24 protein-coding genes are annotated in these 22,385 nt (G+C 39.3%); all 24 read left to right on the top strand.

The window, feature by feature from the left end:
- The first annotated feature begins 16 nt into the window (after window positions 1-16).
- The 24 genes from udk to FJN11_RS04950 all read left to right on the top strand — a co-directional run bounded on the left by udk (window position 17) and on the right by FJN11_RS04950 (window position 22,347).
- Window positions 17-655, top strand: coding sequence for a uridine kinase (gene udk, locus FJN11_RS05065; protein WP_125431907.1), 639 nt, complete (start codon window positions 17-19; stop codon window positions 653-655).
- 127 nt (window positions 656-782) lie between these two features.
- A complete protein-coding gene (xseA, locus tag FJN11_RS05060) occupies window positions 783-2,123 on the top strand; it encodes an exodeoxyribonuclease VII large subunit (RefSeq protein ID WP_140224237.1) in 1,341 nt (446 codons plus the stop codon).
- Entirely contained in the window at window positions 2,101-2,313 is a 213-nt protein-coding gene (locus FJN11_RS05055; protein WP_000043226.1) for an exodeoxyribonuclease VII small subunit, read from the top strand. Before xseA ends, FJN11_RS05055 begins: the two co-directional genes overlap by 23 nt.
- Complete coding sequence (locus FJN11_RS05050) at window positions 2,310-3,185, top strand: polyprenyl synthetase family protein (protein WP_140224236.1); 876 nt, start codon at window positions 2,310-2,312, stop codon at window positions 3,183-3,185. The genes FJN11_RS05055 and FJN11_RS05050 overlap by 4 nt, the downstream gene beginning before the upstream one ends.
- Complete coding sequence (locus FJN11_RS05045; RefSeq protein ID WP_140224235.1) at window positions 3,178-3,993, top strand: TlyA family RNA methyltransferase; 816 nt, start codon at window positions 3,178-3,180, stop codon at window positions 3,991-3,993. Before FJN11_RS05050 ends, FJN11_RS05045 begins: the two co-directional genes overlap by 8 nt.
- On the top strand, window positions 3,986-4,417 hold the full coding sequence (locus FJN11_RS05040) for an arginine repressor (RefSeq protein WP_020900686.1): 432 nt from the start codon (window positions 3,986-3,988) through the stop codon (window positions 4,415-4,417). Before FJN11_RS05045 ends, FJN11_RS05040 begins: the two co-directional genes overlap by 8 nt.
- A gap of 6 nt (window positions 4,418-4,423) precedes the next feature.
- Window positions 4,424-6,091, top strand: a complete 1,668-nt coding sequence (recN, locus tag FJN11_RS05035) for a DNA repair protein RecN (RefSeq protein ID WP_140224234.1) — start codon at window positions 4,424-4,426, stop codon at window positions 6,089-6,091.
- A 1-nt stretch (window position 6,092) separates the two neighbouring features.
- Window positions 6,093-6,821 carry a metallophosphoesterase family protein gene (locus tag FJN11_RS05030; RefSeq protein WP_140224233.1) on the top strand — a complete coding sequence of 243 codons (729 nt, stop codon included), beginning with the start codon at window positions 6,093-6,095 and terminating at the stop codon, window positions 6,819-6,821.
- 78 nt (window positions 6,822-6,899) lie between these two features.
- Window positions 6,900-8,723: a translation elongation factor 4 gene (gene lepA / locus FJN11_RS05025; protein ID WP_140224232.1), complete on the top strand. Its 1,824-nt coding sequence runs from the start codon at window positions 6,900-6,902 to the stop codon at window positions 8,721-8,723.
- A gap of 246 nt (window positions 8,724-8,969) precedes the next feature.
- Window positions 8,970-9,665, top strand: a complete 696-nt coding sequence (locus FJN11_RS05020; protein WP_140224231.1) for a hypothetical protein — start codon at window positions 8,970-8,972, stop codon at window positions 9,663-9,665.
- Window positions 9,666-9,849: 184 nt separating this feature from the next.
- Complete coding sequence (locus FJN11_RS05015; protein ID WP_033686909.1) at window positions 9,850-10,461, top strand: hypothetical protein; 612 nt, start codon at window positions 9,850-9,852, stop codon at window positions 10,459-10,461.
- Between the two features lie 208 nt (window positions 10,462-10,669).
- Window positions 10,670-11,146, top strand: coding sequence for a PTS sugar transporter subunit IIA (locus FJN11_RS05010; RefSeq protein WP_004260657.1), 477 nt, complete (start codon window positions 10,670-10,672; stop codon window positions 11,144-11,146).
- Between the two features lie 38 nt (window positions 11,147-11,184).
- On the top strand, window positions 11,185-11,490 hold the full coding sequence (locus FJN11_RS05005; RefSeq protein WP_000590547.1) for a PTS sugar transporter subunit IIB: 306 nt from the start codon (window positions 11,185-11,187) through the stop codon (window positions 11,488-11,490).
- Window positions 11,491-11,537: 47 nt separating this feature from the next.
- The gene (locus tag FJN11_RS05000; protein ID WP_125458360.1) at window positions 11,538-13,013 is read left to right on the top strand and encodes a PTS galactitol transporter subunit IIC; all 1,476 of its coding nucleotides are present in this window, start codon (window positions 11,538-11,540) and stop codon (window positions 13,011-13,013) included.
- A gap of 98 nt (window positions 13,014-13,111) precedes the next feature.
- Window positions 13,112-14,008, top strand: a complete 897-nt coding sequence (locus FJN11_RS04995) for an aldose 1-epimerase family protein (RefSeq protein ID WP_140224230.1) — start codon at window positions 13,112-13,114, stop codon at window positions 14,006-14,008.
- 287 nt (window positions 14,009-14,295) lie between these two features.
- Window positions 14,296-14,721, top strand: a complete 426-nt coding sequence (gene lacA, locus FJN11_RS04990) for a galactose-6-phosphate isomerase subunit LacA (RefSeq protein WP_049551849.1) — start codon at window positions 14,296-14,298, stop codon at window positions 14,719-14,721.
- Between the two features lie 30 nt (window positions 14,722-14,751).
- Window positions 14,752-15,267 (top strand): galactose-6-phosphate isomerase subunit LacB, encoded by a 516-nt coding sequence (lacB, locus tag FJN11_RS04985; RefSeq protein ID WP_140224229.1) that lies wholly within the window; start codon window positions 14,752-14,754, stop codon window positions 15,265-15,267.
- Window positions 15,268-15,277: 10 nt separating this feature from the next.
- A complete protein-coding gene (locus FJN11_RS04980) occupies window positions 15,278-16,207 on the top strand; it encodes a tagatose-6-phosphate kinase (RefSeq protein ID WP_140224228.1) in 930 nt (309 codons plus the stop codon).
- Window position 16,208: 1 nt separating this feature from the next.
- On the top strand, window positions 16,209-17,189 hold the full coding sequence (lacD, locus tag FJN11_RS04975) for a tagatose-bisphosphate aldolase (protein ID WP_001229114.1): 981 nt from the start codon (window positions 16,209-16,211) through the stop codon (window positions 17,187-17,189).
- 233 nt (window positions 17,190-17,422) lie between these two features.
- Window positions 17,423-18,259: a PRD domain-containing protein gene (locus FJN11_RS04970; RefSeq protein ID WP_049491608.1), complete on the top strand. Its 837-nt coding sequence runs from the start codon at window positions 17,423-17,425 to the stop codon at window positions 18,257-18,259.
- A gap of 34 nt (window positions 18,260-18,293) precedes the next feature.
- The gene (locus FJN11_RS04965) at window positions 18,294-18,611 is read left to right on the top strand and encodes a PTS lactose/cellobiose transporter subunit IIA (protein WP_001078324.1); all 318 of its coding nucleotides are present in this window, start codon (window positions 18,294-18,296) and stop codon (window positions 18,609-18,611) included.
- Window positions 18,611-20,302, top strand: a complete 1,692-nt coding sequence (locus FJN11_RS04960; RefSeq protein ID WP_140224227.1) for a lactose-specific PTS transporter subunit EIIC — start codon at window positions 18,611-18,613, stop codon at window positions 20,300-20,302. Before FJN11_RS04965 ends, FJN11_RS04960 begins: the two co-directional genes overlap by 1 nt.
- Before the next feature lie 338 nt (window positions 20,303-20,640).
- Entirely contained in the window at window positions 20,641-22,047 is a 1,407-nt protein-coding gene (gene lacG / locus FJN11_RS04955) for a 6-phospho-beta-galactosidase (protein WP_049552746.1), read from the top strand.
- Window positions 22,048-22,089: 42 nt separating this feature from the next.
- Entirely contained in the window at window positions 22,090-22,347 is a 258-nt protein-coding gene (locus FJN11_RS04950; RefSeq protein WP_077805063.1) for a DUF3884 family protein, read from the top strand.
- Window positions 22,348-22,385 lie beyond the last annotated feature (38 nt).

Genomic DNA, 22,385 nt, shown 5'->3' with positions numbered 1-22,385 from the left:
AAAAACGGAGGATAGCATGCAAAATAGACCAATCATTATCGGAGTGACAGGTGGTTCTGGTGGTGGTAAGACCAGTGTTTCAAGAGCCATTTTATCGCATTTTCCTGATGAAAAGATTTCCATGATTGAGCATGATTCATACTACAAGGATCAGTCTCATTTGACCTTTGAAGAGCGTGTCAAAACCAACTACGACCATCCTTTTGCCTTTGATACAGACTTGATGATCGAGCAGATTAAGGAATTGTTGGCAGGGCGTCCGGTGGATATTCCGACTTACGACTATACAGAGCATACACGAAGTAGCAAGACCTATCGTCAAGAACCTCAAGATGTCTTTATCGTTGAGGGGATTTTGGTCTTGGAGGATAAGCGCCTGCGCGATTTGATGGATATTAAGATTTTTGTGGATACAGATGATGATGTGCGCATTATTCGTCGGATCAAGCGTGATATGGAAGAGCGTGGCCGTAGCCTTGATAGCGTCATTGACCAGTACTTAGGTGTGGTTAAACCTATGTATCATCAGTTTATCGAACCAACCAAGCGTTATGCTGATATCGTCATTCCTGAAGGGGTCAGCAATACCGTGGCTATTGACCTGTTGACAACCAAAATTGAAAAGATTTTGGATGAAGCTCGAAATAGCAAATAATCAGATGTGGAGGCCTTGCCTCCTTTTTCTATTTTTCCCTCATAATGGTACATAAATGGAGATTTTTAGGCATATTTTTGGTATAATAATACCCATGAAAGAGCAAGAAAATGAATAGTAGGTGGAGATGGAAAAGTATTTATCGGTAACAACTTTGACCAAGTATCTAAAAATGAAATTCGATAAAGACCCTTATTTGGAACGGGTCTATTTAACTGGTCAAGTTTCCAACTTTCGTAAACGACCTACACACCAATATTTTTCCCTAAAAGATGACCATGCAGTTATTCAAGCGACTATTTGGTCTGGGATTTATCAGAAATTAGGTTTTGACCTGGAAGAAGGAATGAAGATCAATGTGATTGGGCGTGTGCAGGTCTATGAACCAAGTGGTAGCTACTCCATCATCATTGAAAAGGCAGAGCCTGATGGAGTTGGTGCGCTTGCGATTCAGTTTGAGCAACTCAAGAAAAAATTGACAGAAGAAGGCCTGTTTCAAGAACGCTTCAAGCAACCTCTGCCCCAATTTTCTAAGAGAATTGGTGTAGTGACCAGTCGCAGTGGAGCCGTTATTCGAGATATTATCACGACCGTCAGCAGGCGATTTCCAGGTGTCGACATTCTTCTCTATCCGACCAAGGTTCAAGGTGAAGGTTCTGCGGAGGAAATTGCTCGTAATATTGCGCGTGCTAATCAACGGGACGATTTGGACTTGCTGATTATTGGTCGTGGTGGTGGTTCCATAGAGGATCTCTGGGCCTTTAACGAAGAAATTGTGGTACGAGCTATTTTTGAATCTCGTTTGCCAATCATTTCTAGTGTGGGACATGAGACAGATGTGACCTTGGCAGATTTTGTGGCAGATAGACGAGCTGCGACGCCGACAGCGGCAGCTGAACTAGCAACACCTGTGACCAAGTTGGATTTATTAGCTCATTTGCAAAATCAGGAAAAACGGATGGCAACGGCAGTCCGAAATGTCCTATCTAAGAAACAAGAAGCTTTGAAAAAATGCAGTCAGTCTGTTATCTTTAGACAGCCAGAGCGCTTGTATGATGGTTATTTGCAACGCTTAGATCAACTGCAATTGCGCTTAAAACAAAGTTTGCGAACACAGATTTCCGATAACAAACAAGTAGTCCAAGCAAGGACACATCAACTAGTCCAATTATCGCCTGTTACCAAAATTCAACGCTATCAGGACAGACTAGCTCAATTGGACAAGCTCCTCCGTAGCCAAATGGCGCTGGTTTATGACGCCAAGGTTGCTGAGGTCAAGCGACTTTCAGAAGCCTTGCTGATGTTGGATACCAGTCGAATCGTGGCGCGTGGTTATGCAATCGTCAAAAAAGAAGAGTCTGTAATAGATTCGGTTGAGAGTTTGAAGAAAAAAGACCAAGTGACGCTGTTGATGCGAGATGGTCAAGTAGAATTAGAGGTTAAAGATGTCAAAACAAAAGAAATTTGAGGAAAATCTAGCAGAATTGGAGACCATTGTCCAAAGCTTGGAAAATGGTGAAATTGCTCTGGAAGATGCGATTGCTGCCTTTCAAAAGGGCATGGTCTTGTCAAAAGAGCTCCAAGCCACCTTGGATAAGGCTGAAAAGACCTTGGTCAAGGTCATGCAAGAAGACGGAACAGAAAGTGATTTTGAATGAAGAAGCAAGAAAAATTAGCTCTTGTCGAGTCGGCCTTGGAAGATTTTTATGGAGACCAGCAGTTTGCCTCTAGTTTGCGAGAGTCTGTTCTCTATTCCATTCATGCTGGTGGCAAGCGTATTCGACCCTTTCTCTTGTTAGAAGTTCTGGAAGCCTTACAAGTTACCATCAAACCTGCTCATGCGCAGGTGGCTGCAGCATTAGAAATGATTCATACAGGTAGTTTGATTCACGATGATCTTCCAGCTATGGATGATGATGATTACCGTCGGGGACGCTTGACCAATCACAAGAAATTCGGTGAAGCTATGGCCATTTTGGCTGGAGATGCTTTATTCCTAGATCCTTATGCCTTGATAGCGCAGGCAGATTTGCCAAGTCAGATCAAGGTGGACTTGATTGCTAACTTATCCCTAGCTTCAGGAAGTCTGGGCATGGTGGCAGGGCAGGTTTTGGACATGGAGGGTGAACACCAGCATTTGTCTTTGGAAGAACTCCAGACTATTCATGCTAATAAGACTGGAAAATTACTAGCTTATCCCTTCCAAGCAGCTGCTATTATAGCCGAATTGGCACCTGAAATACAGGTGAAGCTGAAAACTGTTGGGGAATTAATCGGACTTGCTTTTCAAGTTCGAGACGATGTACTGGATGTGACCGCTAGTTTTGAGGAAATCGGCAAGACTCCTCAAAAGGACCTACAGGCTGAAAAATCAACCTATCCAGCCTTGTTGGGCTTGGAAGAGGCTATTGCCTTTTGTAACCAGACTTTGGATCAGGCTAATGCAAAATTAGAAGAAATTACCCAGCAGGTTCCCTTTGAAACAGAATCGATTGTAAAAGTAGTAGAAAGTTTGAGAATCAATGCCTAAGGAAAGAGTGGATGTACTAGCTTATAAACAGGGCTTGTTTGAAACGAGAGAGCAGGCCAAACGTGGTGTAATGGCTGGCCTAGTCGTAGCAGTCCTTAACGGAGAGCGTTTTGACAAACCAGGAGAGAAAATTCCAGATGACACCGAGCTAAAACTCAAGGGGGAGAAACTCAAGTATGTTAGCCGTGGTGGTTTGAAACTGGAGAAGGCCTTGCAGGTCTTTGATTTGTCGGTGGATGGCGCGACTACGATTGATATCGGTGCTTCTACTGGAGGTTTTACCGATGTCATGTTGCAAAATGGTGCTGAATTGGTCTTTGCAGTCGATGTCGGTACCAATCAGTTGGCTTGGAAATTACGCCAAGACCCAAGAGTAGTCAGCATGGAGCAGTTCAATTTCCGCTATGCTGAAAAGACTGATTTTGAAAAGGAACCGAGCTTTGCCAGTATTGATGTGAGTTTCATTTCCCTCAGTCTGATTTTACCAGCCTTGCACTGTGTCTTGGCTAATCAAGGTCAGGTTGTGGCTTTGGTTAAGCCCCAGTTTGAAGCAGGACGTGAGCAGATTGGAAAAAATGGAATCATTCGTGATGCCAAGGTCCATCAACATGTCCTTGAATCTGTCACAGCTATGGCAGTAGAGGAAGGCTTTTCAGTCCTTGGATTGGACTTTTCTCCCATCCAAGGCGGTCATGGAAATATTGAGTTTTTAGCGTATTTGAAAAAAGAAGAGTCAGCAAGCAATCAGGTTCTTGCTGAAATTGAAGAAGTAGTAGAGAGGGCGCATAGTCAATTTAAAAATGAATAAAAAAGAGAGACTTGAAAAAATTAGACGATTTGTGACAGATTATCAAATCGGTACGCAAGAAGAAATCGTTGAACATTTGAAAGAGGCGGGCATCACTGCCACTCAGGCAACGGTATCCCGAGATATCAAAGAGCTAGGTATTGTCAAAATTCCTTTGAGAGACAACACCTATGTTTATGAATTGCCAAAATCAATCGTAAAAAGTTTGCAACTGGCTGAAGACAATATTGAGTCAGCTGAATTGATGGACAAGATGATCAATCTCCAGGTTATCCCAGGAAATACAGCTTTTGTAAAAGCTCAGTTAATCGAGACATTTGCCGACAAGATTTTCAGCTGCTTAGCTGATGATAGTTCGATATTAGTCATTGCCAGAAGTGAAAGTCTAGCTGAGGAAATCTTTGAACAAGTAAAAAATTGGTAGGTCTATATGTTACTTGAAATTTCGATAAAAAACTTTGCCATTATTGAGGCCATTTCCCTCAATTTTGAAAAGGGAATGACTGTCCTGACTGGTGAAACGGGTGCAGGGAAGTCGATTATCATTGATGCCATGAATATGATGTTGGGAGCTCGTGCGACGACAGATGTTATTCGTTATGGTGCGCCAAAGGCAGAGATTGAGGGGCTTTTCTCAGTTGAGAATAGTCGCCTTTTACAGGACATTTTTGATGAGCAAGGTTTGGAAATGGGTGATGAGATTATCATTCGTCGAGAAATCTTGCAAAATGGTCGGAGTATCAGTCGTGTGAATGGCCAGATGGTCAATCTGTCTGTTTTGCGTGCTATTGGGCAACATCTGGTAGATATTCATGGTCAGCATGACCAAGAAGAGTTAATGCGTCCTCAACTTCATATCCAGATGTTGGATGAATTTGGTGATACAGGCTTTTGGGCCTTGAAAGAAACCTATCAAACGAGTTTTGATGCCTATCGAAAAATGCGTAAGCAGGTTCTGGAAGTCAAGAAAAACCAACAGGAACACAAGGCACGTATCGAAATGTTGGAATTTCAAATGGCAGAGATTGAGGCAGCAAACTTGAAAGCTGGAGAAGATCTGGCTCTCAATCAAGAGCGTGATAAACTGCTCAACCATAAAAATATTGCGGATACGTTGACCAATGCCTATAGTATGTTGGACAATGAAGATTTTTCAAGTCTGGCCAATGTTCGTTCAGCCATGAATGATATGGAAAGTGTCGAAGAGTACGACCCTGAATACCGTGAAATTTCAAGCTCACTGTCTGAGACCTACTATGTCTTAGAAGACATTAGCAAACGTTTGGAAGCTATTATTGAGGACCTTGATTTTGATGGCAATCGCCTCATGCAGGTTGAGAATCGTTTGGACCTCCTTCATACCATTACCCGTAAGTATGGTGGGACTGTAGACGATGTCTTGCTTTATTTTGCCAAGATTACGGAAGAATACAATCTCTTGACAGGCAATAATCTTTCTTCTGAGGACATGGAAGCAGAGCTCAAGAAATTGGAAGTCAATCTTGTTGATTTGGCAGGTCAGCTTGCATCTGCACGTCATGACTTGGCCCAGCAGCTCGAAGCTGAGATTAAACAAGAACTGCAAGATCTTTATATGGAAAAAGCCCAGTTTCAAGTTCGTTTTAGCAAGGGCAAATTCAGCCGTGAGGGCAATGAAACGGTTGAGTTTTACATTTCAACCAACCCTGGCGAAGACTTTAAACCCTTGGTTAAGGTTGCGTCTGGTGGAGAATTATCTCGTCTCATGCTAGCCATTAAGTCCGCCTTTTCACGTAAAGAAGGTAAGACAAGTATTGTCTTTGATGAAGTGGATACAGGAGTTTCAGGTCGTGTAGCTCAGGCTATCGCGCAGAAGATTCACAAGATTGGTCAGCATGGTCAGGTTCTTGCTATTTCCCATTTACCACAAGTGATTGCGATTGCGGATTATCAATTCTTTATTGAGAAGATTAGCAATGAGCATTCAACGGTTTCGACTGTTCGTCTCTTGACGGTTGAAGAGCGAGTGGAAGAAGTTGCTAAGATGTTGGCAGGTGATGATGTGACGGAAGCAGCCCTGACGCAAGCCAGAGAATTGTTGAGAAACAGGGAGAAATAAGATGACAGACTATTATGTAATTGGAGATGTTCATGGAAAAGCTGGGATGCTGGAAGACCTTCTCAAAACATGGGACGGCCAGACCCAGTTGCTCTTTCTAGGGGACTTGATTGACCGTGGTGAGGATAGTCGCCGTGTTCTTGAAATGGTCAAGGACTTAGTGGACAATCAAGGGGCGATCTGTTTATCAGGAAACCATGAGTATATGTTTCTGACTTGGCTTGATGACCCAGAAGAAAGCTATGATCATTATCGTCGAAATGGTGGAGATACAACTATTAACTCTATCCTAGGTCGTCCCTTGGATGCACTAGTTGATGGAGTAGAAGATGCCAAGCGTGTTGCCACTGAAGCAGCAGACTTGGTCGAATTTATTCGTCAAATGCCGTTTGTGGTAGAGACAGATAAGTATATCTTTGTACATGCTGGTATTGATTTGACCTTAGACGACTGGCATGAAACCACAGATTATAAAAAAGTCTGGCTTAGAAAACCATTCCACGAAGCAGAAAATCATACTGGAAAAATCATTGTCTTTGGCCATACACCGGTATATGGTTTGTTAAAGCAAGAGCGTGGTACAGCTGATCTTTGGACTACAGAAGATGGCAAGATTGGGATGGACGGAGGAGCTGTTTATGGTGGTGTCCTTCATGGGATTGTCTTTACAGACCAAGGAATGACAGAACACCACTTTATCGAAAATGACGGCTTTGTTGCTGAAGATTAGTACTCCTGGCAGGGTATGGTCTTGTCAAAATGTCAAAAACAATTTATAATAAATAGATACCCTGAAAGGAAGAGAATCATGAACTTAGAAGAATTGAAAAAACGACAGGAGAAGATCCGTAACTTCTCTATTATCGCCCATATTGACCACGGGAAATCAACTCTAGCAGACCGCATTTTAGAAAAAACAGAGACGGTTTCAAGTCGAGAAATGCAGGCCCAGCTTTTGGATAGCATGGACTTAGAGCGGGAACGTGGGATTACCATTAAGTTGAATGCCATCGAGTTGAATTACACTGCAAAAGATGGGGAAACCTATATCTTCCACTTGATTGACACGCCGGGGCACGTTGACTTTACCTATGAAGTTTCGCGTTCGCTAGCTGCCTGTGAGGGAGCGATTTTGGTGGTTGATGCTGCCCAAGGAATTGAGGCTCAAACCCTTGCCAACGTTTATCTAGCCTTGGACAATGATTTGGAAATCATGCCAGTCATTAATAAAATTGACCTGCCAGCAGCAGATCCTGAGCGCGTGCGTACAGAGATTGAAGATGTCATTGGTTTGGATGCCAGTGAAGCAGTTTTGGCTTCTGCCAAGGCTGGTATCGGTATCGAGGAAATCCTCGAGCAAATCGTAGAAAAAGTACCAGCACCAACGGGTGATGTAACGGCGCCACTTAAGGCCTTAATTTTCGACTCTGTTTACGATGCCTACCGTGGGGTTATTCTTCAAGTGCGTGTCATGGATGGGGTGGTTAAACCTGGCGATAAGATTCAGCTCATGAGTAATGGCAAGACTTTTGATGTGACCGAAGTCGGTATTTTTACTCCCAAAGCAGTTGGTCGTGATTTCCTTGCGACTGGTGACGTTGGTTATATTGCAGCTTCTATCAAGACGGTTCAAGACACTCGTGTGGGTGATACTGTTACTTTGGCAACCAATCCTGCTGCAGAGCCATTACATGGCTACAAGCAGATGAATCCTATGGTCTTTGCGGGTCTATATCCTATCGAGTCAAACAAGTACAATGACCTACGTGAAGCGCTTGAAAAATTACAACTGAATGATGCTAGTCTTCAGTTTGAACCAGAAACATCTCAGGCACTTGGATTTGGTTTCCGTTGTGGTTTCCTTGGACTTCTCCATATGGATGTTATCCAAGAGCGTTTGGAACGTGAGTTCAACATCGACCTCATTATGACAGCTCCGTCTGTTATTTACAAAGTTAATTTGACCGACGGTGAGTCTATGGATGTGTCTAACCCATCTGAGTTTCCAGACCCAACTAAGATTGCGACTATTGAAGAGCCTTATATTAAGGCGCAGATCATGGTACCACAGGAGTTCGTCGGAGCAGTGATGGAGCTAGCTCAACGTAAGCGTGGGGACTTTGTGACTATGGATTATATCGATGATAACCGTGTTAATGTTATCTATCAAATTCCACTGGCTGAAATCGTCTTTGACTTCTTTGATAAGCTTAAGTCTTCGACGCGTGGTTATGCAAGCTTTGACTACGAATTGTCAGAGTATCGTCCGTCTAAGCTGGTCAAAATGGATATTCTTCTCAATGGAGACAAGGTGGATGCCCTCAGCTTTATCGTTCACAAGGATTTTGCCTACGAACGAGGAAAACTCATCGTTGATAAACTTAAGAAAATTATCCCTCGTCAACAATTCGAGGTACCAATTCAAGCAGCAATTGGACATAAAATTGTGGCTCGTACTGATATCAAGGCCCTTCGTAAGAACGTACTTGCTAAATGTTATGGTGGTGACGTTTCTCGTAAGCGTAAACTGCTTGAAAAACAAAAAGCTGGTAAAAAACGTATGAAAGCCATCGGATCAGTAGAAGTTCCGCAAGAAGCCTTCCTTAGCGTCTTGAGTATGGATGAAGAATAATGATTCTATATAAAACTCTTGAAATACATTCAAGAGTTTTATATTTTTAGTTAAAAATTGTAACTTAACTCCATTTATGGTAGAGTAAAATACGGAGGTTATATGGAATACTAAAAGTTATTATGACTAGGAAAATTTTAAATAAAATTGATAAAGAACTGGGGCAGAAAATGAATTAGAATAATGATTCTATTTTACCGCTTGGATCTATAATTGTTAGTAAAGAAGGGGCGATTCCTTTAACTTATGATGAAAGTATTAGAAGAAAAACAAATTAAAACTGAAAAGTTATATGGTTTTACTCGATATTTATTAATTGAAATAAATAATGGTTACGGGTTACTGGATTGTGAATCTACGACTTGTTTTGGTTATTTTTATAAAATTTATAAGATTGATTTTGATTTATTTTATAAGATAAAAAAGCAATCTGAGGATAAGCGAGAAGATATAACAAAAAATATAAAATTAAGTAGATTTTTCATGCTACCGATAATGATAGTGATTTTTTTCATTCTTTTAATAGAATTTATTGGCTTTAATAAATTTAATCTTGTTTTATCTCATAGCTTTACGTATTTTATCTTTTCTGCATTACCTGTTATATTATCAGTATTATTTCGCTTGGGCTATTCTTATAAGCAAAAACTGATGATTAATAAAATTTTTATATTAGAAAATTCTCGTCATTACCATGTAGTTGAAAAGTTTAGTAATTTTAAATTAAAAAATTGGCTTCTCCTAATTATAAATGTGGTTATTGCCAGTTCTTTACTTATTTATATTTATGTATATGGTAATTTAATTGTTATGTTTTTTACGACGATATATCTATATTTATTAACTTTTAGTAAGAATATACGATTGAATCAAGCAAATACAATGAATATTAAAATATTTGTTGAAAAAGGATATTCGGAAAGTGATTCAATGTTATTATAGAATTCAATAATTGGATAAATAGATACTCGATACGACTTAGTCAGTTTTCATAATCAAGAGTATATTCTATATTATCAAATCCAATGTTTGAACTAAAATTGGAAAAAATTCTTATACTTTATTTGTTTTTATTAAAAATTGTAAATTAACTCCATTTATGGTAGAGTAACATATGGAGGTTATTATGAAAAAAATTTTACTTTTAGCATCTATTTTGCTTACAAGTGTCACGTTAGTGGCATGTTCAAATAAGAGTCAAACAGAATCTAGCACGAATGTGATTACTAGTTCTTCAAGTAGCCAGGAAGGGTCTACCCCGACGACTACAAGTTCTGATAAGAAGACTGAAGAAACACAGGTTATTGGTTCTGATGAGTATGGGTTCGTTAAAGTACCAAAGTCTTGGATTAAGTTCAATGAAGTACAGGGAGGCAATGATATTCAATATTCAGACGGTACGGATGTCAATATTGTCACCTTGAATACTTTTAAAGCAGAACAATTTGGTATTTCTGATAATGAATTTCAAAAACTTGAAACAGTTCGTATTTCTGATAGTATTTTTACTTCAAAAGAAAGTAATCCAGAATTCACTAAAGTATGGGGTTCTAAGTCAACTATTGGAGGTTATGAAGCCTATGTAGTTAACGCAATTTCTAAGTCTGGAAAATACATCATTACATGGATTTTTAAATCTAGTGATGGTAAGTTCAGATATGTTGCTTTAGAAGGGACTCCAGAAACATTAAAAAATCTACTTCCCATGATTGAAGAGAGTTGGACAATTCAAAAATAATTATTAAAGCAGGATTGGTATCCTGTTTTTTTGTTTAAGTCATTAAAAACCGTTTTAAATGTTTGTTTTAAATGTTTGTTTTGCTTATAAAGATAAAAAATAAACAAAATAATCAAAAAAAGGACAAAAAACAACAAAAAATATTGACAACGATTTCATATAGTGTTATACTTATAGCATAAAGTTAATGGAAAGAAGGGAAAACCTTATGGGATTAGATCATTTCTTTGACAAAAACCTTGTGTTTTGCTTAGAAGCGGATAATCAAGAACATCTCTTTGATCAGGTCGCAACTTTATTGGAAGAACGAGAAATCGTGACTCCGACCTATCGTGAAGCCCTGATCACGCGTGAAAAGTCATTTCCAACTGGCTTAGATATGGAATTTTTGGGTAAGGATTTGCCGAATGTGGCTATTCCTCACACAGATATTGTTCATAATCTTGCCGAAAAAGTTGTGGTAGTTCGATTAGAAAAACCAGTGACTTTCCACAATATGATTGCGCCAGATAAGGAAGTGGAAGTATCCTTACTCTTCTTTATCATTAATAACTCAAGTTCAAGCCAAACCAACATTCTTGCTCAGTTGATGGACTTCTTTACTGGAAATGGTCATCTTGAAGACCTATCAAAAATTTCTGAACCAGAAGCCATCTATGCTTATATTGCTGAAGCAATTGCTTAATCTTGTCTATTAAAAATATTAAATCGGAGGAAATCCATATGATTAAAATTCTTGCTGCCTGCGGTGCAGGTGTTAACTCAAGCCACCAAATTAAAAGTGCTCTTGAAGAAGAACTTTCAAACCGCGGTTTCGATGTTCACTGTGACGCGGTAATGGTCAAAGACGTTAATGAAGACCTTATCAAAGGTTATGACATCTTCACACCAATTGCTGCGACAGATCTTGGTTTTGACCCAGGTATTCCAGTTATCGAAGCTGGACCAATCTTATTCCGTATCCCAGCAATGAGTGCTCCAGTATTTGACAATATTGAAGCAGCTATCAAAGAACACGGATTAAGCTAATTTTAATTTGTTAACATTCATATAACTATAAAAAGGGAGGAACTATTATGGATGTCATTATCAATCTGGCCAACGATATCTTTAAACCTATCTTGGCTATGGGTGGCCCTATCATCATGCTGATCATTTTGACAGTGTTGGCCCTACTTTTTGGAGTGAAATTCTCCAAAGCGCTTGAAGGTGGTATCAAACTTGCCATCGCTCTTACAGGTATCGGTGCCATCATCGGTATGTTAAATGGTGCTTTCTCAGCATCACTTGCAAAATTCGTTGAAAACACTGGTATTCAATTGAACATCACCGACGTTGGTTGGGCACCACTTGCTACCATCACTTGGGGATCTGCTTGGACACTTTACTTCTTGCTTGTAATGTTGATTGTCAACGTTGTGATGCTTGCAATGAAAAAAACAGACACACTTGATGTCGATATCTTCGATATCTGGCACTTGTCAATCACTGGTCTTTTGATCAAATGGTATGCAGACAACAATGGTGTAAGCCAAGGGGTTTCACTCTTCATCGCGACAGCAGCAGTTGTACTTGTAGGTATTTTGAAGATCATCAACTCTGATTTGATGAAACCAACATTCGACGACCTTCTTAACGCACCAAGTTCATCACCAATGACTTCAACTCACATGAACTACATGATGAACCCAGTTATCATGGTCTTGGATAAGATTTTTGATAAAGTTTTGCCAGGTCTTGATAAATATGACTTTGACGCTGCAAAATTGAACAAGAAAATCGGTTTCTGGGGATCTAAATTCTTCATCGGTTTCATTCTTGGTATCGTTATTGGTTTGATGGGAACTCCACATCCAGTTGCTGGAGTAGAAGATGCATCTTCATGGGAACTTGTTATTAAAGGTTGGTTGTCTCTTGGTTTGACAGCCGGTGTAGCTTTGGAACTCTTCTCACTTATCGGTTCATGGTTCATTGCTGCCGTAGAACCACTTTCACAAGGTATTACAAACGTTGCTACTAAACGTTTGGAAGGACGTAAGTTTAACATCGGTCTAGACTGGCCATTCATCGCTGGTCGTGCTGAAATCTGGGCTTGTGCAAACGTACTTGCACCAATTATGTTGATTGAAGCTGTGCTTCTTTCAAACGTCGGAAATGGTATCTTGCCACTTGCAGGTATCATCGCTATGGGTGTTACTCCAGCTCTCTTGGTTGTAACACGTGGTAAATTGCTCCGTATGATTATCTTCGGAACACTCTTGTTGCCACTCTTCCTTCTTTCAGGTACACTTATCGCGCCATTTGCAACAGAACTTGCTAAAGGTGTAGGTGCCTTCCCAGAAGGTGTGAGCCAAACTCAATTGATCACTCACTCAACTCTTGAAGGACCAATCGAAAAACTTCTTGGTTGGACAATTGGTAACACTACAACTGGTGATATCAAAGCAATCCTTGGTGCTGTAGCCTTCCTTGTATTCTATATCGGTATCTTTGCATGGTACAGAAAACAAATGATCAAACGTAACGAAGAGTACGCAGCAAAAGCAAAATAATGCGCTCCTATAAAATGTAAATTGTTGAAACTAGGTTGTCATACCATTAGGAGTGACAGCCTAGTTTTTTATAAACTATCAAGAAATCGGAGAAAATAATGGTAATTGAATTAAAATCAGAACAATTAAGAGTTCAATTTAACAGTTTTGGTGGAGCTCTTTCTTCTATAAAAGATGCTGAGGGACTGGAGTATTTGTGGCAAGGGGATCCCACTTATTGGAGTGGACAAGCTCCTGTTCTCTTCCCCATTTGTGGTTCTTTGAGAGAGGATACAACCCTCTATATAGATGAAAAGGGAGAAGAAAGTCAAGGAAAGATTCCTCGTCATGGTTTGGTTCGCAAGGAAGAATTTGAATTAGTTGAACAGACAGATAATAGTGTAACTTTTGCAATTGAAGACGATGAGAATAGCTATCAAAACTATCCTTATCATTTCCGCCTAGAAATCACTTATATCCTTACAGGAAAGACAGTACGGACTCAATACAAAATTTTCAATAAAGAAACTAGCAAGGTCATGCCTTACTTTATTGGTGGACATCCAGGATTTAATTGTCCTCTACTAGATGATGAGATCTATGAAGATTACTATTTAGAGTTTGAGAAAGAAGAGACTTGCTCTGTTCCTCGTCCTTTCCCAGAAACAGGTATGCTGGATTTTCAAGATAGAAGTCCATGGCTAGAGGGTCAAAAAGAAAAAGATCTTAATTATGATCTTTTCAGTACAGATGCAGTTACCTTAGATGAATTGCAATCTAGAACAATTTCCCTTCGTTCTCGTAAACATGATAAGGGATTGAAAGTGCACTTTGCAGAGTTTCCAAACCTCATTATATGGTCAACTTTGAATAAGGGACCTTTCATTGCTTTTGAACCATGGTCTGGCTTGTCAACATCCCTTGAAGAAGGAGATCATCTAGAAGATAAGAAGAATGTTCGCCTCCTAGAACCTGGTCAAGTGGATCAAATTGGTTTTGATATCGAAATTTTTTAATTAAAAAAAACACAAAAACAAACATTAATTGTTGACTTTTTTAAGAAATAGGAGTATATTATGTTTGTAAACAACAAATGATGTTTGTCACAAACAAACAATCGCTTGTTATATTTTCTTTCGTGGAGAAAGATTATTTCTAGGAAACTGGTTTCCTAAACTTGAATAAGGTGTCATTCATCTCATTCAATCCAATTTGTCAATAAACTGCTAGAAAACTTTTTGTAGGTAAACTGCTAACTATAAAAGGTTTTACTAGCCTAGAAAAATAAAAAGGAGTATACAATATGTCTATTGTTATCGGTGCAGATGCTGCAGGTTTGAGATTGAAAGAAGTTGTGAAAGACTTCTTGGAAAAAGAGAACTTCCACGTTGTGGATGTTACAGCTGATGGTCAAGACTTTGTTGATGTGACTCTTGCTGTTGCTGCAGAAGTAAACAAAGAAGAACAAAACCTTGGTATCGTGATTGATGCTTATGGGGCTGGTCCATTTATGGTTGCAACTAAGATCAAAGGAATGGTTGCTGCAGAGGTATCTGACGAACGTTCAGCTTATATGACTCGTGGTCACAACAACTCACGTATGATCACTATGGGTGCACAACTTGTTGGTGATGAATTGGCTAAAAATATCGCTAAAGGATTTGTTAACGGTAAATACGATGGTGGACGTCACCAAATTCGTGTCGACATGTTGAACAAAATGTGCTAATTAGATTACAGTAAGAAAGGTAAGTTAAAAATGAGAATTGCAATTGGATGTGACCACATCGTAACAGATGAAAAAATGGCGGTTTCAGAATTTTTGAAATCAAAAGGATATGAAGTCATTGACTTTGGTACATATGACCATACACGTACTCACTACCCAATCTTTGGTAAAAAAGTTGGTGAAGCCGTAACTAGCGGTCAAGCTGATCTTGGGGTATGTATCTGTGGTACTGGTGTTGGTATCAATAACGCTGTTAACAAAGTTCCAGGTGTACGCTCTGCCTTGGTTCGTGATATGACAACAGCACTTTATGCTAAAGAGCAATTGAACGCTAACGTTATCGGTTTTGGTGGTAAGATTACTGGTGAATTGCTCATGTGTGATATCATTGAAGCTTTCATCCATGCTGAATACAAACCATCTGAAGAAAACAAAAAATTGATTGCGAAAATTGAACACGTTGAAACTCACAATGCTCATCAAGCAGATGCAAACTTCTTTACAGAATTCCTTGAAAAATGGGATCGCGGTGAATACCACGACTAAGAGGTGACCTATGATTTTAACAGTCACAATGAATCCGTCCATTGATATTTCCTATCCCTTGGATGAGTTGAAGATTGATACTGTCAATCGTGTGGTGGATGTAACCAAAACGGCTGGTGGTAAGGGACTCAATGTTACCCGAGTACTTTCAGAATTTGGGGATTCTGTTCTTGCTACTGGTTTAGTGGGTGGCAAACTTGGTGAGTTTTTGGTTGAAAATATCGATGATCAAGTAAAGAAAGATTTCTTCTCAATTCAGGGAGAAACTCGAAACTGTATCGCTATTCTTCACGGAGACAATCAAACAGAAGTTCTTGAAAAAGGTCCTGTTGTATTGGAGCAGGAAGGTCAAGACTTTTTGGTACATTTCAAAAATCTCCTGGATTCAGTTGAAGTAGTCGCTATTTCAGGTAGTCTCCCAGCTGGTCTTCCAGTTGATTACTATGCGAGCTTGGTAGAACTTGCTAATCAAGCTGGTAAACCTGTAGTCTTGGACTGCTCTGGTGCTGCTCTTCAGGCTGTTCTTGGATCACCACATAAACCAACAGTCATCAAACCAAATAATGAGGAATTGTCTCAACTTCTAGGAAGAGAAGTTTCTGAGGATTTGGATGAATTAAAAGAAGTTCTTCAAGAACCTTTGTTTGCAGGTATTGAATGGATTATCGTTTCACTTGGTGCCAACGGTGCTTTTGCCAAACATGGAGATACTTTCTATAAGGTAGATATTCCTAGAATTCAGGTGGTAAATCCTGTCGGATCTGGAGATTCTACTGTAGCAGGAATTTCTTCAGGACTTCTTCATAAAGAATCGGATGCAGAATTACTCATCAAGGCAAATGTCCTTGGTATGCTCAATGCTCAAGAAAAAATGACTGGTCATGTCAACATGGCCAACTATCAAGCTCTATATGATCAATTAATAGTAAAAGAGGTATAAAATGGCTTTAACAGAACAAAAACGTGCACGCTTAGAAAAACTTTCTGATGAAAATGGAATCATCTCAGCTCTTGCATTTGACCAACGTGGTGCTTTGAAACGCCTCATGGCTCAACACCAAACAGAAGAACCAACTGTGGCTCAAATGGAAGAACTTAAAGTTTTGGTAGCAGATGAATTGACTAAATACGCATCATCTATGCTTCTTGACCCTGAGTATGGACTTCCAGCAACAAAAGCTCTTGATGAAAAAGCTGGTCTTCTCCTTGCTTATGAAAAAACAGGTTATGATACAACAAGCACAAAACGCTTGCCAGACTGCTTGGATGTTTGGTCTGCAAAACGTATTAAAGAAGAAGGTGCAGATGCAGTTAAATTCTTGCTTTACTATGATGTAGATAGCTCAGATGAACTCAACCAAGAAAAACAAGCTTACATCGAACGTATTGGTTCTGAGTGTGTGGCTGAAGATATCCCATTCTTCCTTGAAATTCTTGCTTACGATGAAAAAATTGCTGACGCAGGTTCTGTAGAATATGCGAAAGTAAAACCACACAAAGTTATTGGTGCTATGAAAGTCTTCTCAGACCCACGCTTTAACATTGATGTCTTGAAAGTAGAAGTTCCTGTTAACATTAAATATGTTGAAGGCTTCGCTGAAGGTGAAGTAGTTTATACACGTGAAGAAGCAGCAGCCTTCTTCAAAGCCCAAGATGAAGCAACTAACTTGCCATACATCTACTTGAGTGCTGGTGTATCAGCTAAACTCTTCCAAGATACTCTTGTATTTGCCCATGAATCAGGTGCAAACTTTAACGGAGTTCTTTGTGGCCGTGCTACATGGGCTGGATCAGTTGAAGCATACATCAAAGATGGTGAAGCAGCAGCTCGCGAATGGCTTCGCACAACTGGTTTTGAAAACATTGACGAACTCAACAAAGTTCTTCAAACAACAGCGACTTCATGGAAAGAACGCGTGTAAGTAAGTCCTCCTAGGTTAGGAACATGAATCTAAAAAAATTTAAAAAAAGTTGTATGTAAAGGTTTACAAAATAACTTACTTGTGCTATACTTAAATCACAAGTTAATACAAGGTGAGTGTTACTAAGTAATATTAGGCATGATCACAGGTGAATTAGAAATCGGCTGATTTTCTAGTTCATTTGTGGTCATTTTTTGTACTCATATACCTTTAAGATATAAAAGGAGGTTGACATGTATCGAATTCTAAATCCAATAAATCATAATGTTTCGCTTGTCAGGAATGATAAGGGAGAAGAAGTGATTGTAATTGGTAAGGGGATTGCATTTGGGAAGAGGAAGGGAGATTTGATTACTGAACATCAGGTTGAGAAAATCTTTCGGATGAAGACCGAAGAGTCAAGAGAAAACTTTATGGCTCTCCTAAAAGATGTTCCGCTTGATTTTATCACAGTGACCTATGAAATCATTGATAAGCTATCAAAGAAATATCATTATCCGATTCAAGAGTATCTCTACGTAACCTTGACAGATCATATTTACTGTTCTTACCAAGCTCTAGCACAAGGAAGGTACAAGGATAGTAATCTGCCAGATATTTCCACTAAGTATCCTGTCGCTTTTCAAATCGCAAATGAAGCATTTGAAATTTACCGCCAGAAGCTAGCAGATCATTTTCCTGAGGACGAGATTATTCGGATTGCTTATCATTTCATTAATGCCGAAGGTGAAAATGAAGTAGAACTTGTGGAGTCGATTGATAAGAGGAAAGAAATTCTCAGGAATGTTGAAGAAGTTTTAACGGACTATGCAATTCAACGAACTAAAGAGAATAACCATTTCTATGATCGCTTTATGATTCATTTGAATTATTTCTTGGATTATTTAGACAGATCTAGAGATGATAACCAATCACTTCTGGATATGGAAGATCACATTAAACAATCCTATCCAAAAGCGTTCGAGATTGGTTCCAAGATCTATGATGTGATTACGCAACATACAGGTCTTGATTTGTATAAAAGTGAACGAGTTTATCTAGTTCTACATATCCAACGTCTATTATCATAAAAATTATTTAAAATTATATAAGGAGAATTCTATCATGAATAGAGAAGAAGTAACATTGTTAGGTTTTGAAATCGTAGCCTATGCTGGCGATGCTCGTTCAAAATTATTGGAAGCCTTGAAGGCTGCTGAAGCTGGTGATTTTGCGAAAGCAGATAGCTTAGTCGAGGAAGCTGGTTCTTGCATTGCAGAGGCTCACCACGCGCAAACAAGTCTATTGACTAAGGAAGCTTCTGGTGAGGACTTAGCGTATAGTGTGACCATGATGCATGGTCAAGACCACTTGATGACAACTATTTTGTTAAAAGATTTGATGCACCATTTAATCGAACTCTACAAGAGAGGAGTTAAATAATGAATAAACTAATTGCATTTATTGAGAAAGGAAAACCTTTCTTTGAGAAATTATCTCGTAATATCTATCTTCGTGCTATTCGTGATGGTTTCATTGCAGGTATGCCTGTTATTCTCTTCTCAAGTATCTTTATCTTGATTGCTTTTGTACCAAACTCATGGGGCTTTAAATGGTCTGATGAAGTTGTAGCCTTTCTGATGAAACCTTATAGCTATTCAATGGGGATTCTGGCTCTCTTGGTAGCTGGTACAACAGCTAAATCACTGACCGACTCAGTAAACCGTAGCATGGAGAAAACCAATCAAATCAACTATATGTCAACATTGTTGGCAGCAATTGTTGGTTTGTTGATGTTGGCAGCTGATCCGATTGAAGGCGGTTTTGCAACAGGATTCCTTGGAACAAAAGGTTTGCTTTCAGCCTTCCTTGCTGCCTTTGTTACCGTAGCAATCTATAAGGTTTGTGTTAAGAACAATGTTACCATTCGTATGCCTGACGAAGTTCCACCAAATATTTCACAAGTCTTTAAAGATGTGATTCCATTCACTCTATCTGTTGTTTCTCTTTATGCTCTTGATTTACTAGCTCGTCATTTTATTGGTGCAAGCGTAGCTGAATCAATCGGTAAATTCTTTGCACCATTATTCTCAGCAGCAGACGGATACCTTGGTATTACCATTATCTTTGGTGCCTTTGCCTTCTTCTGGTTTGTTGGGATTCATGGTCCATCTATCGTTGAACCTGCTATCGCAGCTATTACCTATGCAAATGCCGAAGTCAACTTGAATCTTCTTCAACAAGGGATGCACGCTGACAAGATTCTTACTTCTGGTACACAAATGTTTATCGTTACTATGGGTGGTACTGGTGCGACACTGGTTGTTCCATTCATGTTCATGTGGTTAACAAAATCAAAACGTAATCGTGCAATCGGACGTGCTTCAGTAGTTCCAACATTCTTTGGTGTAAATGAACCAATCTTGTTTGGTGCACCGCTTGTATTGAACCCGATTTTCTTCATTCCATTTATTTTTGCTCCTATCGCAAACGTATGGATCTTTAAATTCTTTATTGAAACTCTTGGAATGAATTCATTTACTGCTAATCTACCATGGACAACCCCAGCTCCACTAGGTCTAGTTCTTGGTACGAACTTCCAAGTGCTATCATTCATTCTTGCTGCCCTTCTAATCGTGGTTGACGTAGTCATTTACTATCCATTCCTTAAAGTCTATGATGAACAAATTCTTGAAGAAGAGCGTTCAGGTAAATCTAATGATGAATTGAAAGACAAAGTTGCTGCAAACTTCAACACTGCAAAAGCAGATGCTATTCTTGAAAAAGCTGGTGTAGAAGCAGCGCAAAATACAATCACTGAAGAAACAAATGTCCTCGTTCTCTGTGCAGGTGGAGGGACAAGTGGACTTCTTGCGAATGCTTTGAATAAGGCAGCTGCAGAATACAATGTCCCTGTGAAAGCAGCAGCAGGTGGCTATGGCGCTCACCGTGAAATGTTGCCAGAGTTTGATCTTGTTATCCTTGCTCCTCAAGTTGCTTCAAACTTTGAAGATATGAAAGAAGAAACAGATAAACTCGGTATTAAACTTGCCAAGACAGAAGGCGCTCAATACATCAAATTAACTCGTGATGGAAAAGGTGCTCTTGCATTCGTACAAGCTCAATTCGATTAACGATAGGGACTGTGAAACAGTCTCCTATCGTTACGGAAATCGCTATGGCGAATTTCCTAATCGCCTTATTAATTCGTCGGTAAAAAGACATCGTTTTTACCTCCTCATGTCACAATTCGATTAAGGCTAGGTACTCTGAAATAGTCTTCTATCGTTACGGAAATCGCTATGGCGAATTTCCTAATCGCCTTATTAATTCGTCGGTAAAAAGACATCGTTTTTACCTCCTCATGTCACAATTTGGTGACTTGGTACAAGAAGTGAGATGGAGAAGGATGGCTCACTGACTCCTCTCCTCTCACTTTTACTTTATTTAAAACAAGAAATAGGTGAAAAGTATGACAAAAACATTACCAAAAGACTTTATTTTCGGTGGCGCAACAGCTGCCTATCAAGCAGAAGGTGCTACACATACTGATGGAAAAGGACCAGTTGCGTGGGATAAATATCTTGAAGATAATTACTGGTACACTGCAGAACCAGCCAGTGACTTTTACAATCGATATCCAGTTGACCTCAAGCTAGCAGAAGAGTATGGTGTTAATGGTATTCGAATTTCTATTGCTTGGTCACGTATTTTCCCGACTGGTTACGGTCAAGTAAATGCTAAAGGTGTTGAGTTTTATCATAATCTATTTGCAGAGTGTCACAAACGTCACGTTGAGCCCTTTGTAACTCTTCATCACTTTGACACACCAGAAGCTCTCCACTCAAATGGCGACTTCTTAAACCGTGAAAATATCGAACACTTTGTAGATTACGCTGCCTTCTGTTTTGAAGAATTTCCAGAAGTAAACTATTGGACAACATTCAATGAAATTGGACCAATCGGTGATGGTCAATACTTGGTTGGGAAATTCCCTCCAGGTATTCAGTACGACCTTGCCAAAGTTTTCCAATCGCACCACAATATGATGGTTTCTCATGCGCGTGCGGTAAAATTGTACAAAGATAAAGGCTATAAAGGCGAAATCGGTGTCGTGCACGCTCTCCCAACCAAGTACCCACTTGATCCTGAAAATCCTGCAGATGTTATTGCGGCAGAGTTGGAGGACATTATCCATAACAAATTTATCTTGGATGCAACTTATCTGGGTCACTACTCTGAAAAGACTCTGGCAGGGGTAGAGGCTATCTTGGCTGCCAATGGTGGTAGCTTAGATTTTCGTGAAGAAGATTTCGAAGTATTAGAAGCCGCAAAAGACTTGAATGACTTCCTAGGAATTAACTACTATATGAGTGACTGGATGGAAGCCTTTGATGGAGAAACTGAAATCATCCATAATGGTAAAGGTGAAAAAGGAAGCTCTAAATACCAAATCAAAGGTGTTGGTCGTCGTGTAGCTCCTGATTATGTACCACGTACGGATTGGGATTGGATTATCTACCCTCAAGGTTTGTATGACCAAATCATGCGTGTGAAGAAAGATTATCCTAACTACAAGAAGATTTACATCACTGAAAATGGACTTGGTTATAAAGATGAGTTCGTTGATAACACTGTTTACGATGATGGTCGTATTGATTACGTGAAGCAACACTTGGAAGTCTTGTCTGATGCTATTGCAGATGGGGCTAATGTAAAAGGTTACTTCATTTGGTCATTAATGGATGTCTTCTCATGGTCAAACGGCTATGAAAAACGTTACGGTCTCTTCTATGTAGACTTTGAAACTCAAGAACGTTATCCGAAGAAATCAGCTCACTGGTACAAGAAAGTAGCGGAAACTCAAGTGATTGAGTAGTAGAATGAGTAATTAGATATAGAATTCTAGTGAGGCAAAAAGATGTTCAAAGATTTTATCCAATCTATTTATGAAAAAGTTTATATTATCAATTTTGATAAATGTTCTCAAATACCTTGTTTGACTAATGAGGAGCTGAAAAAACTTGGGAAATGGTATGTCTCTACCGGTAAAGAATGGATTTGCCATTCAGACTATGAGCTGGAAGAATTTAAAAATATCTTTTTAAATTTTATCAATCCTGAAGAATGGGATAATATCTCCTTTGATTCAGATTTTATGCCGTTTCAACAATCATAAATAATCTAGGAAACTCTTTGTAAAAGTTTTCATCAAAA

This window comes from Streptococcus symci, from assembly GCF_006385165.1.
In the GTDB taxonomy this organism is placed as follows: domain Bacteria; phylum Bacillota; class Bacilli; order Lactobacillales; family Streptococcaceae; genus Streptococcus; species Streptococcus symci.
This window is presented reverse-complemented; position numbering and strand designations above follow the sequence as displayed.